Origin of the sequence: Dellaglioa algida (assembly GCF_030127605.1) — a bacterium.
GTDB lineage: Bacteria > Bacillota > Bacilli > Lactobacillales > Lactobacillaceae > Dellaglioa > Dellaglioa algida.
The window spans coordinates 14,985-36,768 of record NZ_JANXLE010000008.1; the positions used below are offsets into that span (position 1 = coordinate 14,985).

Below are 21,784 nucleotides of genomic sequence, written 5' to 3' on the forward strand. Positions count from 1 at the left end.
CTCGATTTATGCCGTTTTTGTAAAAGAACTCGTTCAATCTAGTATGTTTTTTAACAAAAAAACATGTTATAATTATTCAGTAATAATTATAGCTCTGAAAGGATGAATTATTTTGACAAAAACACAAAATCATCAAAAAGTTATCTTAGTCGGCGATGGCGCCGTAGGTTCTAGTTACGCATTCGCAATGACACTCCAAGGTGTCGGCGAAGAATTTGGTATCATCGATGTTGCTAAAGATCGCACTGTCGGAGATGCTTTAGATTTAGAAGATGCTACACCATTCGCATTTCCTAAACGTATTTACTCAGCAGAATATTCTGACTGTGAAGATGCAGATCTTGTCGTTATCACTGCTGGCGCACCACAAAAACCAGGTGAAACACGTCTTGACCTTGTAAACAAAAACTTAAACATCTTGAAAAGTATCGTAACTCCAATCGTTGAATCTGGATTTAAAGGTATTTTCTTAGTTGCTGCTAACCCAGTTGATATTTTAACTTACGCAACAATGAAATTCTCTGGTTTCCCTAAAGATCGCGTTATTGGTTCAGGTACTTCACTTGATACTTCACGTTTACGTGTTGCATTAAGCAAATTGACTGACATTAACGACCCTCGTTCAATCCATGCTTACATGATGGGCGAACATGGTGATACAGAATTTGCTGCTTACTCAGCTGCAACTGTTGGTGGCCTTCCATTCTTAGATTGGGCAAAAGCTAACAACATTTCTGATGACCAACTTGCTAAAATTGAAGATGACGTTCGTAACAAAGCTTACGAAATCATCAACAAAAAAGGCGCAACATTCTACGGTATTGGTACAGCATTAGCTCGTCTTTCAAAAGCAATTTTGCGTGACGAAAATGCCGTATTACCTGTTAGTGCATACATGGACGGACAATATGGTTTGAACGATATTTATATCGGTACACCAGGTGTTGTTAATGGCCAAGGTCTTGCACAAATCATTGAAGTACCTTTAAGTGACGTTGAAGCTAAACGTATGACTGATTCAGCTGCTACTTTAAAACAAGTTTTAAATGATGGTCTTAAAGAATTAGGCGAATAATTTTTAATTATTTTCCAAAAAAAGGAACGGAAGACATTCTTCCGTTCCTTTTTTAATGCAATCTTAATAATCAAATTACTGTTAAAAAGCTTTATTTATGGTATTATAAAAATGTAAATGAGAAAAATTTAATATTTGGAGGCGTCTATATGTTATTAAATACTTTAGTTAAACCGTTAAAAGAACTCACGACTGTTCGTGAAAGTGTCACGCTTGAAGAAGCACTCACGGTCCTAGAAGATTCTGGATTCCGTTGTGTGCCCATCCTAGATGAAACGGGTCAGATCTTCCGTGGTAATATTTACAAGATGCATATTTATCGTCATAAATCACAAGGCGGAGATATGTCACTTCCCGTAACTTATCTTCTTAAGAACGCGACTAAGTTTATTTCATCTGATTCAGCGTTCTTTAATGTATTCTTCTCAATCAAAGATTTACCTTATATCGCTATTTTAAATGAAAATAACTATTTCGAAGGTATTTTGACACATACACGTCTTTTAGATATGTTATCTCAGTCATGGAACTTTGACGTTGGTAGTTACGTGTTAACTGTCATTTCAGCCGGAGAACGTGGCGATTTAGTTGATATGGCAAAAGTTATTACAAAATATTCTTCAATCGCTAGTTGTATGACTTTAGATGTCAAAGAAGGCGAATTATTACGCCGAACATTATTCACATTACCTGGCGGAGTTACGCAAGAAAAAGTTGATAAGATTGTTGATAACTTGGGACGTAAAGAGTTCATTGTTTCCGAAATTGAAGACTTACGTAATTAAACAAAAAAACAGACCTTCTCAGGTCTGTTTTTTTAATGCATTCTTTTATCGAAATGAATAGCGCGATCTAAAACGAGCATCAATGGCGCCGTAATAGTCATAATCACAAATTCAGATAATGCGGTCGTACCATAAGTAGGCCAAAATGGTAAATTAGCTGTCATGTTTAGCATAATAGCAATTAAAAACATGGTAAATGAGAAGACCACAATATTTAAAAGCATCTTTTGCCACATTTCTTTAAACCTAGGACTCACAAAAATAACAATCAAAAGACCCATTATTGTTTGCGCGCCACCAAAAAGGACATCTAATGGACTACTATAAAAGAGATTAAATAAGATAACCCCTAAAGAGACACCCCAGATATACTTTTTATTGAATAAAACTAAATGATTCAATCCCTCTGACAGACGAAATTGAATGGCACCACTTGCCATACTGAATATTCCTGGAACAACTGCCAATACAATATATAGTGCAGCGATTAAACCATTAATGATAACTTGGTTTACACGATTATTTTTTGTCATTGTTACTAGACTCCCTTAGTTTTTTAGCGTGGGATGGTTACGAACCACGTTTTTTTATTACTCTATGTTGTTTTTCATTTATTCCACTTTATGTATTGCTGGAACGAGTCCAACACTTGTCCTAAGCGCCTCATCAACCTCAAGCATCCCCCTTTTAGAAAGGTGCGTGATACGATCTTTCAGGCGTTGCTTATCGATAGTGCGGATTTGTTCCATTAGTATAACCGAGTCCTTTTCAATCCCGTCTCTACTTGCTAAGAGACCAACGTGTGTTGGCATTTTAGGTTTTTGAATACGCGCCGTAATGGCGGCAACGATAACGGTTGGACTATATCGATTACCAATATTATTTTGGATAATGAGCACCGGTCTCATCCCCCCTTGTTCAGAACCAACAACGGGAGATAAATCCGCATAGAAAATATCTCCACGTACGATATTATCAACCATTTTATCCCAACTCTCTACATAATTTGAAGACGTAATAAAACCTCATCTTCAGATCCTCTAAAATCGTTACTTATTTCACTATTCAACTGTCCCATTTCTGAGTATCCGTCGATTAACTCATCCATCGTTTTTTGATGACTTAGAACAGAATTTAATATATCCGTGTCATTAAGTGCCTCGTTACTGATAGAGTAGTACGCACAATAGTCAGCCAGATGGTTCGTTATTACTTTCTCATTTTTATCCATTTGTACTTCCCCCATAGAATTACATTCTACAGCTAGTTTACCATAGGAGACTGGCCAAATAAATATTAATTTAGATAAACACGCGGTACACGTTCTGAAAGTGCACAAGTTACCTCGTAATGAATTGTACCGGCATAGGTTGCCACATCTTGTGCAGTTATGACTTCATTACCATCTTTTCCAATCAAAGTTACCTTTGTTCCGTTTGGCATTTTGTATGGCAAACGGACCATGAGCTGATCCATGCAGACGCGACCAATAATTTCACAAAATTGACCGTTAACTAGTAACTTAAATCCTTGCAAATTACGAAACACGCCGTCCGCGTATCCAATTGGTATTGTCCCAACCCACTCATTCTCTTGGGCCTGGTAGGTAATGCCGTACCCAACGGAATCACCCGGATGAATTTCTTTCACAAAACTCAATTCAGAAGTTAATCCCAATGCAGGCTTTAATTCATATGGTAATGCTACTTCTCCGCCCGAAGGGTTCAAACCATACATTGAAATACCCATTCGAATCAGATTACCGTTACAAGCAGCGTGCCATAAACTTGTTGCCGAATTAGACACATGTACATATCGAGGCCTGTCAACAACTACCGCCATTAATTTATTAAATTTCGCCATTTGCTTTTTAAAGTAGGTATCATCAGGAGAATCCGCCGTCGCAAAATGTGTAAAGATGCCTTCGAAATTAAATACGTCCTTATTGCCTTTAAGAAAATTAATTGTTTCTAAAAATGGATCAGCTTCTCTAAAACCAATTCTTCCCATCCCAGTATCCAAAGCTAAATGTACGGCTAAAGGAGCTGATTGTTCTTTTTTAAGCAGTACACTGGCCTCTTTCAACCAGTTAAGTTCCGAAACAGTTGCTGATATTTTATTTTCTGCCAACAACGGTGCATACTTACTTTGCGTTAATCCTAAAATTAAAATAGGTTCGCTAAACCCGGCTTCTCGGATTGCTAGTGCTTCATCAATGATTGCAACACAAAATCCTTTTACACCAGCTTCTTTTGCCGTTTTAGCAACCTCAATTAAACCATGTCCATAGGCATCCGCTTTAATAACAGCAAAAATGTCCGTGTCATCCGTTAATGTCTCTTTTTCGGCAGTAATATTCGCCTTGATAGCTAATCTATCGACTAAAACCTGAGTTGGACGATGATTTCCTATGACCATATTTATACTATCTCCTATTCTTTATTTTCTAAAATGACTTCAGTTATAACCAAACTATCCGTGTGTGAGATAGAAATGAAGCCATTACCGTCAAAAGGCTGTTTCATAATTACTGGTTTTCCCATTTCGTTATTGAGTATCTCAACATCTAAAAAGCCAACCTTGTTGCCTATCCCAGTTCCAAAAGCCTTACTGTATGACTCCTTCGCTGAAAATCTCCCAGCAATAAACTCGTCTTTATGTTTACCTTTTAATTTGTTAAATTGATTAATTTCATTTGTTGTGAGGATTTTAGTAATAAATTGCTCATGTTGATTAGCCAGCTCTACTACTCGCTTAATATCAGATATATCAACGCCAATTCCATAAATCACATTATCACCTATCTCTTTTCATTCAATTCATTTTAATTATATCTCTACTAAGTTTATCAAATTTATACTGTTTCTGCATTAAAATCGCTTATATTTTAACTATCAATATTGTAAGCTATGTGGCATTATAAGCAAAAAAAAAGACCCAGTTTCCCGAGTCTCTTTTCAATATTTAAATTAATCTTTTGTTCTGATTGTGAAGTTACGTTTTGGTGCGCTACTTCCGTTTGAACGGTTATCATTCGAACGTCCACCATTACTACGGTTATCGCTTGAACGGTTACCTTGGTAACCACCGCCGCCATTACCGTTACTACGACGGTCTGAGCTACCACCATTACTGCGGCGATCGCTGCTTCCGCCACGACGATCTGAACTTCCACCGTTACTACGGTTTCCGCCACCATTACGGTTGCCTTGGTAACCACCACCGTTGCCGCCACGACGATTTCCACCGCCATTACCGCTACGACGGTTATTTCCGCCACCACCGCCACCCTTACGTCTAGGTAATGGGCGTTCTGGTGTAATCTTAACAGGTACTTGTGATGAATCATTTTTGATAACATCACTAAGTAATGCAGCAACTAAATCAGCAACATCAAACTTAGCCATTAATTCAGTAGCTTGTTTTGCATATTTTTTAGTATCCGTTTTGCTAACTAAGGCTGTAACATCAGCGATTGCCGTTTCAATTTGACCAGCAAATGCTTCATCATCAGTAGGTGGCGTTAAAGCTACCATGCGTTTCTTAGTTAATTTTTCGATTTGACGCAAGTAATCCATTTCATTTGGTGAAACAAATGTCAATGAAGTTCCTTTATGTCCGGCACGACCAGTACGGCCAATACGATGAACATAACTTTCAGGATCTTGAGGGATATCGTAGTTAAAGACATGGGTAACCCCAGAAATATCTAAACCACGAGCAGCAACATCAGTTGCCACTAAAATATCAAGTTTACCTGATTTAAATTCGCGTAAAATACTCATACGACGTTGTTGTGATAAATCGCCATGGATTCCTTTTGCGTTGTATCCGCGCATTTCGAAACCTTTAGCCAATTCATCAACACGACGTTTTGTACGTCCGAAGACAATTGTTTGTGTTGGGTTTTGAGCATCGTACATACGTGTCATAACATCAAATTTTTCGAAATCTTTTGAAATTACGTAGTATTGATCAACTAAGTCAGTTGTTAATTCTTTTGCCTTAACAGTTACCAAAGTAGGATCTGTCATAAATCTTTCACCAATACGGCGAATAGCATTTGGCATTGTAGCAGAGAATAACAATGTTTGACGTTCGTCAGGAACAGTTGTTAAGATACTTTCGATATCTTCAACGAATCCCATATCTAGCATTTCATCAGCTTCATCTAAAACTAAAGTTTTAACGTTACCTAATTTAACGGTACGACGACGGATATGATCTAATAAACGTCCTGGTGTTCCAACTAAAATTTGAGGTGCGCGATTAAGACTCTTAATTTGACGACGGATATCAGACCCACCATAAACAACTTGAACTTTAGCATGTCTTTCTTTACCTAAACGGTAAAGTTCTTCTTGCGTTTGGATAGCAAGTTCACGTGTTGGTGAGATGATAAGTGCTTGAACTTCATCTTTTGTTGTATCAATTGTATCCAAGATTGGTAAACCGAATGCAGCTGTTTTACCAGTACCTGTTTGTGCTTGTCCAATAACATCTTTTCCTTCTAAAGCCATTGGAATTGTTTCAGATTGGATAGGTGTTGCTTCTTCAAAACCGCTACGTTGAACGGCCTTTAGTAGTTCATCGGATAGTCCTAATTCTGTAAATTTCAAGTATAAATTCCTCCTAATGTGTTTGCAAACTAATATCCTTCACAACACAGTTAAGAGTTCGTCGTCAATTACTGTCTTGTAAAGTTAAATTAATTTAAGTCTGACCCTTCATGAGTCACCATTTAAACTATAATAGCACCTTAAATACGATTAAGCAACTACCTAGTGACTCTGTAAATCCGATAAAACGGTTTCTAAATGAACGCCATGGCTTCCTTTGATTAAAATAGCATCATTTTTCGTACGTGCCTCTAACAAGTCCTGCGTCATTGCTTCTTTTTGATCCAAACGATAATAATGAATATGTTTATCATCATATTTCGATTTTAGCGATGTCGCTAATGAATCAATTTGATCCCCATAAAGATAGACACTTTGTATTTTTTGGTTATCGAAACTATCGGCCAAGCTTAGGTGCATATCACTCGATTGATCACCTAGTTCAAGCATATCACCTAGAACAACAATCCGATTACCTTCAACATCACTATTTGAGAATGCTTTGATAACTGCTTTTGCGGCTGTCGGATTTGAATTATAAACGTCACTTAAAATCGCCTCGCCTAAATGTCCCTTCAACCACTCTGTCCGGTTCTTAGTTAAATCGAAATCACTGAGTGCTTTTACAACGTTGTCAGGAGACACGCGATAGTGACGACCAACCGAAATAGCAGCCATTGCATTGTCTACGTTATATGTGCCAATCATTGGTATTGTAAAATTAACATCGGGCATCTCTCTCACTTTAAAACTTGTCATCACTTGATTGCCGACAACATTAGAAACACTTAAATCAGAACTTTCACCATGTCCAAATCCAAATGACCGTTGTTTAATAGTAGCGACGCGTTCTCTTAATAATGGCTCATCAGCATTATAAACCAATAATCCATCCTCTTTTAATCCATTCACAATTTCCATTTTTGCGTCCGCTATCTTATCGCGCGTACCAAAAAATTCAATATGAGCTTCACCAATCATTGTAATAACGGCGACGTCAGGCTGTGCAATACGGCTCAAAAAATCTAATTCGCCGGGATGATCCATCCCCATCTCAACAACAACAATTTCAGTATTAGGTTCAATACTTAATAAAGTCATTGGTACACCTAAATGGTTATTGAAGTTTGCTTCAGTTTTACAAACGTTATATTGTTGACTCAATATTTCTGTAATCATATCTTTAGTTGTCGTTTTACCGTTACTGCCGGTAACCGCAACGACCTTAGGATTAATTTTATTCAAGTAATATTTTGCTAAATCTTGGTAAGCTTTTAGCGTATTGTCTACCAATATAACCGGGATTTCCGTTGGTATTGTTTCTTGATGATTTACATCCCATAAAGTTGCCGTGGCACCATTATCAATGGCACTTTGAATGTAATCATGTCCATCATTTTCTGCCACTATTGGCACAAATAAACTACCAGTCGTTAATTGACGACTGTCAAAAGAAACACTACTAATATCGACCGGTTCATCACTAATTTCATTCTTGGCACCAACGGCACCCGCGACTTCAGTTAATTGCATTTTCATTATATAAACCCTCACATTCGTATGACCATTAAATCAATTGCTTGCTTGATTTTTTTTAAGTGCTAATTGTAATAACTCCTCAATTAAATCGCTATAACTAAGTCCCACTGCTTCCCATAACCTGGGGTACATTGCATTTTTATAAAAACCTGGCATAGTTGTAATCTCATTTAAATAGATATCTTGATTTGCGCTAATAAAGAAATCACAGCGGGCAAGCCCTGACCCATCAATCACAGCGAAAGCTCTTTTAGAAAAATCGACTAGTTTGGTAAGTAGCTCATCGTCAAGTTCAACTGGAATTCTAGCTTCATGGTCTTCTTTCATCGCAAGTTTGCGATCATAGACATCATCAAAGGATAAAATTTCACCCGGAACACTTGTTGCGATTTCTTCATTGCCCAATAGTCCAATCTCAATTTCTCGTGCGGCAATCCCGCGTTCAACGATAACACGTGAACCGAGTAAGAAAGCATCGTTAATGGCATTTTTTAATTCAACAACATCGGTTGCTTGTGTTACACCAATTCCTGATCCTAAGCTGGCTGGTTTCACGTACATCGGATAAAGTAATTCACCTTCACATCTGGCAATAACCTTTTCGGAATCATGCTTCCAAGCCTGTGCATCAATTGCCTCAAAAGGGACAACCGGGATGCCAGCCTGTTTAAACAACAATTTACTCATAATTTTATCATTTCCAATAGCTGACGCTAACACGCTGTTACCGACATACGGTATGTTCAACGTTTCAAGTAATCCTTGAACGGTACCATCTTCACCATTTGGCCCATGTAAAACGGGAAAAACAACGCTATCTTCCACGTTAAACCCATTTGGTAAAAATTTAATTCCTTTTGAATTTTCATGTTCATTTATTGCTTGAACTTTTTTATCCGCTTCTTCAAGTCGCAAATTATCCGCGAACTTAGCAGGCTCTGTAATTGTCTGACCTTGCAGCCATGTTCCTGTTCTCGTAATATAAATTGGAATTACGGAATAGTACTGGTAATAAATGGCTTGCGTTATTTGAAAAGCAGTTGAAAGCGAGATTTCATGTTCTGCGCTTTTACCACCATAGAGTAAATAAACTTGCATCGATATATTGCCCTCCATTTTTTGCACGTCCTATTGTACCATTTTTTTAAATTCAACAAAAATAAAAAAAGATAACATCAAAACCTCGTTATCTTTTTAAAATACAATGCTGTCTTCAAAGGCAGCCTGATTAGAAATTACAATGGACCATACTTGATCAGAAAAGTCGTAGTCTAAACTAGCAACTAATTTTGCACTTTCCGTTTCTAAGGTTGGTTCATGCCACTTCATTTGATAAATACTATCTACCATCACATAAACAGGCACCGATAATTTTGTATTATTGACGGTCATCATTGAAAAATCTAATACCGCGCCCTCAACAAATAGTGGCATTAGTTCCTCGGTAATAGACTTAGGTACTTTTTCCAACATCATTGGTCGTCTTCTGAATAAGCCATTTTTTTCACGATAAGCTCGATTAGCATGTCGAATAACTGATTTAGAAAACACACTATAAAACTGGTTCAGGTAACGGTAATAGATTTTCAACGCGTCATTAGGTAATGTCAAAAATACATAATCATTCTGTAACTTGTAATAGAATGGTGATTGGATATGTGAAAATGTATGCCCCAAATATAAAAACTCTGATACTTCTCTTGGCGTAATTAATTCTAAATCGTCTTGACTATCAAAATCAATCCAATTTTGTTTCACCCCGGTAGTCCCTTTATTCAAATAACGCGCAATATTTTCTTCCCCGGTAACCGTATTAAATCCCGTTGCAATGTCAATTTCATTTTCATAATCCACTGGATTCAATGATAAAATATTGGTTGGTAATCTGGGAATGCTCGTTATGAAATCTGTTCTAGAAATCCCATAAGATAAAATCAAATGAGAAACCGTTTCAACATGAATGTAGACTAAATTGTCTCTCACCACTATCATCCCCATTTTATAAAATAATCACTACATTGCTTCTAAACGCGCAATTCTATCTTCCATTGGTGGATGCGTTTGGAATAATCCAGACGTTTTCTTCTTCAATGGATTTGAAATATACAGTGCCGCACTACTTGGATCAGCCCGTTCCATCGGTTCACTATTAGAAATTTTTTCTAAAGCATGAATCAATCCTTGTGGGTTACGTGTTAATTCCACAGCAGAAGCGTCAGCCAAATATTCTCTGTTTCTAGAAAGAGCCAGTTGCGCGATAGTTGCCGCAATTGGTCCTAAAACAACTAACAGTACTGATAGAATCATTAAAATAATTTCCAATGAGCCACCACCTTCTCGATCGTCATTACTTCGACGACGGCCACCGCCCCACCAGAAAGAGTTCATACCAATATTAACCAATAACGAGATAGCCGCTGACAGTGCTAATGCAATTGTTGACAAGCGGATATCATAATTACGTACATGAGAAATTTCATGTGCCATAACGCCTTCTAATTCTTCTCGATTAAGTCGATTAAGTAATCCGGTTGTTGCTGCGACAGCCGCATGTTCTGGATTATTTCCAGTCGCAAACGCGTTAGGACTTGCATCTTCAATAATAAAGACTTTCGGCATTGGAACCTGTCCAACAATTGCCATATCCTCTACAACATGCCATAGTTCAGGCGCATCATCAACGGATTTCACCTCAGTCGCATGATTCATACTCATGACAACACTAGTTGATTGTGAAATCATCAATCCCATATAAACGACAGCAATAACGGTTGCCATCAATAATCCAGAAATAGCACTGTTGAAAAAGACGTAACCAACAGCGGCACCAATCGCAACCATCAATAATACAAAACCAATTAAAACGTAAACCGTTTTGCGCTTATTTTGCGCGATTTGATCATATAGCATAGTTATCTCCTAACTTCTTAATCAAATGAAACGTTTGGTACAGCCTTTTCAGTTTCAGGAACTGCAAGGTAGTCCACTTTAGTGAAATGATGAATTCCCGCAACAATATTTGATGGGAATGATTGAATCTTTGCATTTAAACTTGCTGCAGTTGAGTTAAATAATTGACGTGAATATGAAATTTTATTTTCTGTATTTGATAATTCTTCCATTAACTTAGTAAATTCTGTGTTAGCTTTTAAATCTGGGTAGCTTTCAGATAAAGCGAAGATACTCTTCAATGACTGGCTCAATTGATTAGAAACTTCCATCGTTTCCTCATGTGAGTCAGCTGGCACTTGCGTTAATTGGTTACGTAATTCAACCACTTTAGCAAACGTTTCTTTTTCATGAGTTGCATACCCTTTAACAGTTGAGACCAAATTAGGAATTAAATCATTACGACGTTTTAATTGCACATCAATTTGGCTCCATGATTCCTCGGTACGAATCTTAGCTTTTACCAAGCCATTGTATCCACTAACGTACATAATAATCAAAAGTACTACGATAACTCCGATAACGATCATTGTCATAATTTTCAGTCTCCTCTTTAATATAAAATGTTTATTTTCGGTTCTTATACCCATATATCATACCAAAGTTCGCCCTTTTTAGAAAGCAATTGACCCAACGTTTAAGCTAATTTAATCAACGGATTTTATTTAATATGATTATTATGGCATAATAGCATTATTAGAAGATTTGTAAAGGAGCGTGTTAATTATGAAGGTATTATTTGTATGTATGGGAAACATTTGTCGATCACCAATGGCTGAGGCTATGTTGCGGAATGAATTAAACAATTTAAATCTTTCTGACCAAGTAACGGTTGATTCTGCGGGTACGAGTTCTTCACAAGAAGGAAACGGTGCTCATGAAGGGACCATTGCAAAATTAGTTGAACACAACATTCCAACTGATGGGTTAATTTCACGTCCGGTCAGCTACTTAGATTTCATTAATAGTGATTTAATTATCGCAATGGATGATATCAATGTTGAACGTCTTGAAAAAGCGGCTCCCGCATCAAAGAAAAAAAATATCGTTAACTTTCTTTCAATTGTTCCAGGCAAAGAGACTGAATCTGTTCCTGATCCATGGATTACAGGTGACTTTGATGAAACTTACGACTTAGTTAATCTTGGCATGCCTTACTGGATTGAACAAATAAAAACTCGTATGTAATAAAAAAGACCAACAAATTTTAAAATTTGTTGGTCTTTTTTATTACGAATTATTATGAACCGTTTTAAATCCATCTTTAACCGTTTTTGGTGCGGCACTATACGTCCATTTTTGCACGTATTCGCCTTGAACCATCAAACGTCCAGCACCAGTGTCATCACAAGTAATCAGGGTTACCTGCGTTTTACCAGGTGTATCGTCAATGACTTGGACATCCGTTGCTTTAATATATTTTTTCTTAGTCGTCGTATATTCATAAATATTTTTGGCATCCGTCAAATAGATTTTTTGACCTAACTTCATCTGAACTAATGGGCTAAAAAGTAGGCCTTCATTAATCATATGATGTCCGGCAAGTGCGTAATTACCTTCACCCATTTTTTCGTTTTCTTTTAAGGTTCCGGCTGCAAGTGCTAACGTGTTGGTGCTAACACCTTTGGCAATTGGTAAATTCAGTGAGACATCTGGAATGCTAAGTTCTCCGAGTAAAACGAGATCTTTCTCATTAACTTTTGCCTTTAAAACATCTGCCGTATTTAAACTTTTTACTTCACTAAAATCAAATGACGCTTTTTTATTTTTATTTTTATCAACAAGAGCGGCATTAATTGTTGGGTGCGTATTGCCAACTAAAAAGCTTTTAATTTGTTCATTAAAAACTAACGAAAGACCTAATAACAATAAGATTAACAATAATACGGTTGTTAAATGTTTCTTCCAACGACCTTTTTTATCTGTTTTATTTTTTTTCATTTTTACCCCCCGTTTTTCTACTAATCCCTATTTTACCATATAACTTTTATTCTTGTTTAGTGTTATGATTGTAATTATTAAAAATATCTTGAGGGGGACTATTTGATTTGTTGACTTCGCTTAAATCAACATTTTTTCGTCCTAGACAACCCTGGGAACAAAATTTATTTGTTTTATGGTTTGGTACATTCATGGCTGGCGTGGCTTTTAGTTTAATCATGCCATTCATGTCACTTTACATTGATACATTAGGTGACTTTAGTAAAACTGAATTAAATTTTTATAGCGGTATTACCTATTCTTCTACATTTCTAATTACCGCCATTGTTTCCCCTTTATGGGGTCGTTTAGCTGATCGAAAAGGTCGTAAATTAATGATTTTAAGAGCTTCATTCGGAATGGCCATTGTTTTAGGTCTGATGGGGCTTGTTAGTAACGTTTATCAATTGATTGCGTTACGTTTGTTACAAGGTGTTTTTTCTGGTTATATTAGTAATGCACAGGCGTTAATCGCAACAGAAACACCTAAACGCCAAAGTGGTAAAGCGCTCGGAATTTTAGTTACAGGTAGTGTTACAGGTACCTTATTTGGACCACTAATTGGTGGTGCCATAGCGGGTATTTTCGGTTATCGAGTAACGTTCTTCATCACCGCTATTATCCTATTAATTGTTTTCTTACTTAGTTATTTCTTTGTGCACGAACACTTTACCCCAGTTGAAAAGGGTGAAATGCATACGTCAAAAGAAATTTTCCAAACGTTGCATCATCCTAAATTGATTATTGGGATGTTTGTAACAACATTGATTATTCAAGCATCAAATTACTCCATTAGCCCAATTCTTAGCCTATATGTTCGAGAATTACTGCATAATGTCGGTAACATTACATTCATAAGCGGATGTGTTGCATCTATTCCAGGAATAGCGACGTTAATTGCTGCTCCCCGTTTGGGTATCTTGGGCGATAAGATTGGGACTGAACGCATTTTAAAAATTGCGTTAATTGCAGCAATCTTCATTTTCATTCCAATGTCCTTAGTAACTAATGTCTGGCAACTTGGTGGTCTTCGTTTCTTAATTGGCATTACCGATGCCGCAATGTTACCTGCAGTTCAAACAATTTTAACCAAAAATACACCAGCAGAATTTACTGGACGGGTGTTCAGTTATAACCAATCATTTCAGGCCATGGGCTCAGTCGTTGGCCCCATGATTGGGTCAACCGTCTCTGGTGTCTTTGATTATAAGGGCGTGTTCGTTTCAACTGCCATTTTGGTTGGTATTAACCTTATCTGGGTAATGTATGTAACAAAAGGTATGTACGTGAAAAAGGTAAAATAGTAATGTCCTTAAAAAGGATATTACTATTTTTTTGTACAAAAAAAGAGAAAGCCAATAGACTTCCTCCTTTTGAAATAGTTCTTACTTTGCAGCGTTTGCGTCAGCAAGACCATATTTCTTGTTGAAACGATCCACACGGCCATCGGCTTGCGTGAATTTTTGACGTCCAGTATAGAATGGATGTGAATCCGATGAAATTTCGACACGAATCAATGGGTATGATTTGCCATCTTCCATTTCAACTGTTTCTTCTGAATGTTTTGTTGAACCTGAAATAAATTTGTAACCTGAAGTAGTATCCATAAATACAACTTCGTGGTAATCTGGATGGATTTCTTTTTTCATAAGTAAGTATTCTCCTTTGCCCTAATCCATCTGCTGGATTAGAGTTATTCTTTATATTGCAACATGCACAATTTTAACATGAATGAACTCGTTTTACAATTAATTTTTATTTACTCGTTTTTGTTAACCCGTTTAAAAATTCAGCATTATTTTTTGTTTTTTTCATTCTTTGAATAACGCGTTCTGTTGCACCCAATGAATCTCCGGTCATTGTCTTTCTAATCTGCCATAAATCTTCAATGGTCTTCTTAGATAACAATAACTCCTCCTTACGCGTACTCGATTTTTTCAAATCAACCGCGGGGAAAATACGACGTTCTGAAAGTTCTCTCGAGAGTTGTAATTCCATATTACCAGTCCCTTTGAACTCTTCATAAATAACATCATCCATTCGACTACCAGTATCAACCAAAGCAGTTCCTAGAATCGTTAAACTACCGCCCTCTTCAATATTGCGTGCGGCTCCAAAGAATTTTTTTGGTCGATAAAATGCTGCCGGATCAATACCACCAGACAACGTTCGACCGCTTGGCGGAATCGTTAAGTTGTAGGCCCTGGCTAAACGAGTCACTGAATCCATCAAGATAACAACATCTTGTTTATCTTCCACCAATCTCATAGCACGCTCTAAAACTAACTCAGAAACGCGCGCGTGATTTTCAGGTTGTTGATCAAACGTTGACGAGACAACATCGCCCTTAATCGACCGTTCCAAATCAGTCACTTCTTCAGGACGTTCATCAATTAGTAGCACAATTAATTTCACTTCAGGATGATTCTCAGTAATTCCTTGAGCGATTTCCTTGAGTAAAGTCGTTTTACCGGCCTTAGGTGGCGCCACAATTAACCCACGTTGACCAAAACCAATTGGCGCAAATAAATCAGTCAACCGTGTTGAAAGATTTTGACTCGTTGTTTCTAACTTCAATTGTCGATCAGGATATAACGGTGTTAATGCCGGAAAATGCGGACGTTCCTTCGCTTCTTCTGGGTTCTTGCCATTTACCGTATCCACATGCATTAGCCCATAATAACGTTCATTTGGTTTTGGTGGACGTGCTTTCCCGCCAACTAAGTCACCATTTCTCAAATTAAATCGATTAATTTGAGAAGCGGAAATATAAATATCCTCTTGCGATGGGCCATAGTTAATTGGACGCAAAAAACCGAATCCATCTTGATTAGGAATAATATCTAAGACACCTTCCATTAAAATGAATCCTTGTTTCTTTGCTTGAGCCCTTAAAATAGCCAAAGACAACTCTTTTTTATTCATTTGGCTATAATATTGTATTTTATATTCTTGGGCGTACCCATATATTTCTTTAAGCGTTTTATCTTTCAATTCGCCCATTGTCAAAAAATCGCTCATTTAATCACCTAATCTTCGTCAATAATTTCAACATCAGCGGATAAATTTGTCATCTTTTTGACAACACAATCATATCCACGTAAGATATTTTCAGCTTTTTCAATCACAGTTGTACCATTAGTCATTAAAGCGACCTCAAGTAAAGCAGCACCCGCACGAATTTCATCAGCATAAACTGTTTGACCCGTTAACTCAGTCGATTGGTTGATTCGAATAACGCCATCTTTTGATTCAATTTTAACGCCCATTCGTTGCATTTCTGGGATGTGTTTAATTCGCTCAGGATAAAGTGTATCAACAATTCGGCTCTCTCCTGCAGCTTTAATCATAACTGCGGTAATTGGCTGTTGTAAATCAGTCGCAAAGCCTGGGTAAGGTGAAGTTGTTACTTCAATTGGGATGATTTCGTCACCGCCGGGAACAAAGATACTGTCTTCGTTCACCTTAAATGTAACACCCATCTCACTGAGTTTAGCCAAAAATGAATCTAAATGCTCCGTGATAACATTTTTAACCAATACGCCCTCACCCATTGCTGCAGCAAGTGATAAATACGTCCCTGCTTCAATACGATCTGGAATAATAGTGTGCGTATTGACTGCTCTTAAGCTATCTACACCTTGAATTCTAATTTCGCCAGTTCCGGCACCACGAATATGTGCGCCCATGTTATTTAAAAATGTCGCAATATCAATAATCTCGGGTTCTTTTGCGGCATTTTCAATAACAGTTGTTCCTTTTGCACGAACGGCAGCCAATAAAATATTAATGGTTGCACCAACTGAAACAAGATCCATGAAAATACGAGCGCCCTTTAATCCTTCGGGACCACTCGTAATAATGACAGCATCGTCTTCCTCAATAACCTCAGCGCCAAGCGCCTTAAATCCCTTAATATGTTGATCAATTGGACGAGGCCCAATATTATCTCCACCAGGAAATCCAACAATAGCGCGTCCAAAACGACCCAATAAAGCACCCATAAAGTAGTATGAAGCCCTTAAGCTTTTAATAGCGCCACCGGGTAAAGGTTCGTCTTTAATCATCGTTGGATCAACCGTTAAGTTACCTTCGTTGAATTCAGATTTAACATTCATTTGATCTAGTATTTTCATTAAGTTATGTACATCTAAAATATCGGGGACACTGTCAAAGTGCACAGGTGTATCCGCAAGAATAGCCGCAGGAATCAGTGCGACGGTGCTATTCTTTGCGCCACCGATTATTACTTCACCGGACAGTTTTTTACCGCCTCGAATAATCATCTTTTTCATCTATTATTTCCTCACTTAAAGTGCTTTCACAAATTAATTATAACTAATAATAAAGAAAAAGCTAACTAAATACAATACTAATTCATCACTTTATCCAAATAAATAATCTTGGATTACTATTTTAGCAAGCGCGCCATGTCATCTGGAAGTTCAGATTCAAAGGCCAATTTTTTTCCGGTAAACGGATCTTCAAAACTTAATTTTGCCGCATGTAATGCTTGTCTTTCAATCCCTTTATCCATTGGGCCATCGTACAATGCATCCCCTACCAAAGCATGGTGAATAAAATCAAAATGAACACGAATTTGGTGCGTACGACCAGTGACTAATTTTACGTCAACTAGCGTATAGTCTGGAAATCTTGTCACAACTTTGTATGTTGTTTCTGAAGCTTTACCTTCGGCCATAACTGAACGACGGATTTCGCCTTCTTTTTTACCGATTGGTTCTTTAATATCGCCTTGATCACTTTTAACGTCACCCGCAACGATTGCTAAGTATGATTTCTCTAATTGGCCATTACTTAGTTGAGCAGCAATTAAGCTGTGCGCAAAACCATGTTTAGCCAATAAGACAAGACCACTTGTAAATCGATCTAGGCGTGTGATAACGTGCGGTACCAAGCTACTTGAACCTGTAGCAATTAAATGGCCTTTAACGCGGTTAACCAACGTTGTATCTTCATTTGAGGGTCCCGGAACAGTTACCATACCAGCTGGTTTATCAACTACTAACCAGTTTTCATCTTCGAAAACAATATTTAATGGTTCGTCACTTGCATGAATGGCATCATTATCAGGTTCTTCAGGCAATGTTAGTACAACTTCGTCACCGTCAATCAATTGATAATCCCAATATTCATTTTTTTGATTGACACGAACTTGTCCTTCACCTTGTTTAATTCTAGCGATTAATCGTTTACTAACGCCAACCTCAATCAAAAATTTTCTTAAACTAATTGTACCTTCACCGTTGTTTGTTAGCGTAAATTGCATATTGTCATCCTTCATTTCTCGTCATAGCGTTTATTCTCTATCTTATCACACTTATCAACGCATAAAAAAAGACGATTATAATCGTTAAATTATAATCGTCTTTTCTCTATTTACAATAAATGACTGTTTTCCCATTTTCGACACTGTGTAGCAATTGGTGCAAAAGAAATCCCCCACGAATATCTCTTGTTAATACTCTATGTGATAAAGTATAACGAAAACACCATAGGTTGTACTATCAAAAAAAAACGCCATTTCATTTTTACTGATAGTGCTTTCTAGTTACGTCCAATAAGCTTCTTTCTATTTCTGGTAAGTCGCTATCAAGTCCTAACGCCGTAATCACATATTTAGCAAGTGCGCTATTTTTGTAATTTTTATCCATAAAATTAGTCACGACCATGTCGTAGCGGCGACTAGAGTCATATACACTCACATTAGCCCGTAGATTTAAGTTCAGCTCTTGACTCGTATTCCTAACAAATAGTTCCTTAACACGTTCATTCGCATTCAAATCAATTCCAAGTGTTAACATTTTTTCTTTTTCAAGGAGTTTAGCACTAAATATTTCAATAATTTTATTACTAAATGGTTGCCTGAAGTGGCGATAAAAATCTGACCATTCCTTAGACAACTGTGGACTTTCAATTAATTCATCCATGGCATCCACCACATTTTGTCTCACTAAATCATTGGAATATTTTTCTCGATAACCATCCATCATGTAAGTCCCTACGGCGTCCATTGTTCCTCGAAAACAAAATGCTTCGGCACAAATTGGGTATAGCGAATCACTAACATCCCCGCCACCAATTTTAATGTCCAACTTAGATTCAAATCCTTGTTCCAAGTACGCAACGGCTTGTTGTAACTTCGTATTATTCTCTCGATTAACGGCAATAAAATCGCGAGACAAGTACGTTGTCGAAGGCACTGGAACGAACGCGGCTGTCCACGCGTACAATAAGGCACTCTCAAAATGAATATCAATTTTATTTGAGAACTGTACGTAAACATCATTCATCTTTTCTTCAACTTGATCAAACAACGAATTATTTGAAATCATGTCTTCTAGAACATCAGAGATTAACCAGTTATCCCGATTCTTCCCCATCATTCTTTGAACACTAACCTTCATCCATATTTTTATTCTCATTAAATTACTATCATTAACGTTGAAATCAAAATATTTTTCAAATAGCTTAATGTACTCAACAATAACACCGGCTTCTACCGTATCGTCGAAATTAAAGTCCGTTGCTAAAAATAATGAATAGTAGAAGAATCTAATTTGTATTTCGCTACCCACCATTTCACCATGCGCAATTTGAATATCAAACTCAGCTAATAATTTATTTAATTGTTTGATTCTTCTAAAGATAGAAGATTCACTGACGTTCAAACTAAGGCTTAAATTGTCGACACTATTGTTCTCATTATGATAAAACGCCATTAATATTTGATAATTTATTGATTCTTGAACATATCGATAAATCGTTTCATAAAAATTAATTTTACCTCGTCCAACGAATTGAACGTTATTCTTTTTAATAATCATGAAGGGCTCATCGCCTGAATTAAATTCATCATCCAATTGTTGTAGCGCGACCCGTAATGCCGTATTTGAGACATTTAATCGATCACAGATTGCTTTTCTTGATAATCCGCGTTGATCTAACGATAACAATTCAATAATTTCGCACATCAGGAACTCTTGTCGATCTAATATATCTTTCTTGTACATTTATTCCTCCAAGAATTTTTCGATCGTCTTTTATACATCGACCTTTAGATTAGAATAATATATACCTTATTTTACCACAGTGTGCCAAGAATGGAATATTCTATTTTATCCTTCATCTCTAATACCCGTTTCATCATTAAGACTAGTAACCATCCCGTCTATTAATCTCTTATTCATTAAATTAAGATTAAATTTTTACGCCAATTTTAATTTAAAATAAAAAAGAATAGTAAATTTGGTAGTCGTTCGCCAAACCTGCTGTTCTTCTTCTATTCTGACCAATAAGTTGTATTTACTTCTAAACTTGTTCAATAAACTTAACAAATGCGTCCTGTCCATGAGCATCTTGTTTATAAACGCCGGCGTCTTCCAGAACACGCATAAAGACTTTTCCGACTTCATTCTGTACAACTGTACCAACTGTTTCTTCAGAGATTACCGCATTTTCTCGTTTAATCTCATCGGCCCACGTTTGGTGATACGCTGCAATTTCATTTGGTTGATCAATCAAGTATTTTTCAACTTCTGCCATTTCAGTTTTTAAACGTGGTGGCAAGATAGCTAATCCCATAACTTCAATCAAACCGATATTCTCTTTTTTAATATGTTGTACATCGGCATGCGGATGGTAAATACCATCAGGAAATTCATTAGACGTTTGATTATCTCGTAAAACTAAATCTAATTCATAACGATCATCACGCATTCTGGCAATTGGCGTTACCGTATGGTGTGGTGTCCCATCGGTATCCTTAGCTAAAATTTGCGCGTCATCATCGCTATATTTTTGCCAAGAAGTCAAAATTTTTGCTGCCAAATCAACTAACCGTTCTGGATCTTTTCCATTTAAACGGATGACTGCCATTGGCCATTTTACAATTCCCGCCTGAATATCATCAAAGCCGACAAAATGCATGGTTTGGCTGATTGGCGCTTTGGCCATTGGAAAATCATGACGCCCACCTTGATAATGTTCATGCGTTAAAATTGATCCACCAACAATCGGCAAATCGGCATTACTTCCGGCAAAATAGCCAGGAAATTTTCCAACAATTTGTAACAGATCTTCAAATGTTTTCTTGTTAATCACCATTGGCTCATGTTTCTCATCTAGAAAAATTGAATGTTCTTTAAAATAGGCATAGGGTGAGTATTGAAATCCCCACGTCGCTTTGCCTAAATCAAAGCGTACAATTCGATGATTACGACGGGCTGGAAAATCTACTCTCCCGGCATAACCCTCATTTTCCATGCATAATTGACACTTAGGATAACCTGTTTGCTTCATAGTTTTCGCTAACGCAATTTGCTTTGGATCTTTTTCAGGTTTAGATAAATTAATCGTAATCTCTAGATCACCATAATTAGTCGGCACCTGATAAGCGATATTTTTAGCAATAGCGGCCACTTTGATGTAATCGTTGGCTTGGCTCAATTCATAGAAATATGCCAACGCAGCCTCTGGATCTTTTGCATACAAATCCCAGAATCTTTTATTAACATGACTTGGAATTGGTGTAACCAAATCCATTAATTTAGCACCAAGAATATCTTGTTCTGCGATTAATTCATTTATTTTTTCATTCTTGGTAGCTAATTCAAGTAAGGCATCTTTAGCGGCGATTATTGTATCATCAACTGGTCTATCGAGCTCTAACTCTGATTCACCAACCAAATCCAAAACAACGTTCACTAAATAATTTTTATCATCCATGGAATAAGTGATCGGATCAAACTGAATCACTTTATCGACAAATCTTGAAATCAATTGATTAGAATCCATATTTTTTCCTCTATCTCTTT

22 protein-coding genes and 1 riboswitch are annotated in these 21,784 nt (G+C 37.0%); of the genes, 4 read left to right on the forward strand and 18 right to left on the reverse strand.

All coding sequences use genetic code 11. The features are described 5' to 3' along the window. Positions 1-112 precede the first annotated feature (112 nt). Positions 113-1,075, forward strand: a complete 963-nt coding sequence (locus tag N0K73_RS06950; protein ID WP_057974355.1) for an L-lactate dehydrogenase — start codon at positions 113-115, stop codon at positions 1,073-1,075. Between the two features lie 149 nt (positions 1,076-1,224). Continuing rightward, positions 1,225-1,860 (forward strand): cyclic di-AMP binding protein CbpA, encoded by a 636-nt coding sequence (gene cbpA / locus N0K73_RS06955; RefSeq protein ID WP_057974354.1) that lies wholly within the window; start codon positions 1,225-1,227, stop codon positions 1,858-1,860. 32 nt (positions 1,861-1,892) lie between these two features. Here cbpA and N0K73_RS06960 read toward each other — a convergent pair whose 3' ends face one another. The 11 genes from N0K73_RS06960 to N0K73_RS07010 form a co-directional block, all read right to left on the reverse strand. Continuing rightward, positions 1,893-2,393 (reverse strand): QueT transporter family protein, encoded by a 501-nt coding sequence (locus N0K73_RS06960; protein WP_057974353.1) that lies wholly within the window; start codon positions 2,391-2,393, stop codon positions 1,893-1,895. Positions 2,394-2,402: 9 nt separating this feature from the next. Then, positions 2,403-2,447, reverse strand: a riboswitch (PreQ1 riboswitch). A 24-nt stretch (positions 2,448-2,471) separates the two neighbouring features. After that, positions 2,472-2,843, reverse strand: a complete 372-nt coding sequence (locus N0K73_RS06965; protein ID WP_057974352.1) for a type II toxin-antitoxin system PemK/MazF family toxin — start codon at positions 2,841-2,843, stop codon at positions 2,472-2,474. 14 nt (positions 2,844-2,857) lie between these two features. Beyond that, positions 2,858-3,091, reverse strand: coding sequence for a hypothetical protein (locus N0K73_RS06970; RefSeq protein ID WP_112251435.1), 234 nt, complete (start codon positions 3,089-3,091; stop codon positions 2,858-2,860). Positions 3,092-3,156: 65 nt separating this feature from the next. Further along, complete coding sequence (alr, locus tag N0K73_RS06975; RefSeq protein ID WP_112251433.1) at positions 3,157-4,278, reverse strand: alanine racemase; 1,122 nt, start codon at positions 4,276-4,278, stop codon at positions 3,157-3,159. Between the two features lie 14 nt (positions 4,279-4,292). Continuing rightward, positions 4,293-4,652: a holo-ACP synthase gene (acpS, locus tag N0K73_RS06980; RefSeq protein ID WP_057974349.1), complete on the reverse strand. Its 360-nt coding sequence runs from the start codon at positions 4,650-4,652 to the stop codon at positions 4,293-4,295. Positions 4,653-4,829: 177 nt separating this feature from the next. Then, positions 4,830-6,479, reverse strand: a complete 1,650-nt coding sequence (gene cshA, locus N0K73_RS06985) for a degradosome RNA helicase CshA (RefSeq protein WP_057974348.1) — start codon at positions 6,477-6,479, stop codon at positions 4,830-4,832. Between the two features lie 162 nt (positions 6,480-6,641). Next, a complete protein-coding gene (locus N0K73_RS06990; RefSeq protein WP_112251431.1) occupies positions 6,642-8,018 on the reverse strand; it encodes a UDP-N-acetylmuramoyl-tripeptide--D-alanyl-D-alanine ligase in 1,377 nt (458 codons plus the stop codon). A 33-nt stretch (positions 8,019-8,051) separates the two neighbouring features. Continuing rightward, the gene (locus N0K73_RS06995; protein WP_225416510.1) at positions 8,052-9,134 is read right to left on the reverse strand and encodes a D-alanine--D-alanine ligase family protein; all 1,083 of its coding nucleotides are present in this window, start codon (positions 9,132-9,134) and stop codon (positions 8,052-8,054) included. 78 nt (positions 9,135-9,212) lie between these two features. After that, positions 9,213-10,001: a hypothetical protein gene (locus N0K73_RS07000; protein WP_146343044.1), complete on the reverse strand. Its 789-nt coding sequence runs from the start codon at positions 9,999-10,001 to the stop codon at positions 9,213-9,215. Between the two features lie 30 nt (positions 10,002-10,031). After that, positions 10,032-10,928: a zinc metalloprotease HtpX gene (htpX, locus tag N0K73_RS07005; RefSeq protein ID WP_112251422.1), complete on the reverse strand. Its 897-nt coding sequence runs from the start codon at positions 10,926-10,928 to the stop codon at positions 10,032-10,034. 17 nt (positions 10,929-10,945) lie between these two features. Then, positions 10,946-11,503 carry a LemA family protein gene (locus tag N0K73_RS07010; RefSeq protein ID WP_112251415.1) on the reverse strand — a complete coding sequence of 186 codons (558 nt, stop codon included), beginning with the start codon at positions 11,501-11,503 and terminating at the stop codon, positions 10,946-10,948. A 190-nt stretch (positions 11,504-11,693) separates the two neighbouring features. On the opposite strand from N0K73_RS07010, the gene N0K73_RS07015 reads away from it, so the two are divergent. Next, a complete protein-coding gene (locus tag N0K73_RS07015; RefSeq protein ID WP_225416509.1) occupies positions 11,694-12,155 on the forward strand; it encodes a low molecular weight protein-tyrosine-phosphatase in 462 nt (153 codons plus the stop codon). Between the two features lie 42 nt (positions 12,156-12,197). On the opposite strand, the gene N0K73_RS07020 is transcribed toward N0K73_RS07015, so the two are convergent. Next, entirely contained in the window at positions 12,198-12,908 is a 711-nt protein-coding gene (locus N0K73_RS07020) for a class A sortase (protein ID WP_112251413.1), read from the reverse strand. 107 nt (positions 12,909-13,015) lie between these two features. On the opposite strand from N0K73_RS07020, the gene N0K73_RS07025 reads away from it, so the two are divergent. After that, the gene (locus N0K73_RS07025) at positions 13,016-14,251 is read left to right on the forward strand and encodes a multidrug efflux MFS transporter (protein WP_057974341.1); all 1,236 of its coding nucleotides are present in this window, start codon (positions 13,016-13,018) and stop codon (positions 14,249-14,251) included. 81 nt (positions 14,252-14,332) lie between these two features. Here N0K73_RS07025 and N0K73_RS07030 read toward each other — a convergent pair whose 3' ends face one another. From N0K73_RS07030 to galT, 6 genes are all read right to left on the reverse strand, one after another. Further along, positions 14,333-14,596, reverse strand: coding sequence for a type B 50S ribosomal protein L31 (locus N0K73_RS07030; protein WP_057974340.1), 264 nt, complete (start codon positions 14,594-14,596; stop codon positions 14,333-14,335). Positions 14,597-14,702: 106 nt separating this feature from the next. After that, a complete protein-coding gene (rho, locus tag N0K73_RS07035) occupies positions 14,703-15,968 on the reverse strand; it encodes a transcription termination factor Rho (RefSeq protein ID WP_057974339.1) in 1,266 nt (421 codons plus the stop codon). An 8-nt stretch (positions 15,969-15,976) separates the two neighbouring features. Further along, complete coding sequence (gene murA / locus N0K73_RS07040) at positions 15,977-17,242, reverse strand: UDP-N-acetylglucosamine 1-carboxyvinyltransferase (RefSeq protein ID WP_057974338.1); 1,266 nt, start codon at positions 17,240-17,242, stop codon at positions 15,977-15,979. Between the two features lie 116 nt (positions 17,243-17,358). Further along, on the reverse strand, positions 17,359-18,237 hold the full coding sequence (locus N0K73_RS07045) for an RluA family pseudouridine synthase (RefSeq protein WP_225416508.1): 879 nt from the start codon (positions 18,235-18,237) through the stop codon (positions 17,359-17,361). Between the two features lie 262 nt (positions 18,238-18,499). After that, entirely contained in the window at positions 18,500-19,981 is a 1,482-nt protein-coding gene (locus N0K73_RS07050) for an AcpB/EbpR/MafR family transcriptional regulator (protein WP_112251409.1), read from the reverse strand. A gap of 298 nt (positions 19,982-20,279) precedes the next feature. Then, positions 20,280-21,764 (reverse strand): UDP-glucose--hexose-1-phosphate uridylyltransferase, encoded by a 1,485-nt coding sequence (gene galT, locus N0K73_RS07055; protein ID WP_112251407.1) that lies wholly within the window; start codon positions 21,762-21,764, stop codon positions 20,280-20,282. Positions 21,765-21,784: the final 20 nt, after the last annotated feature.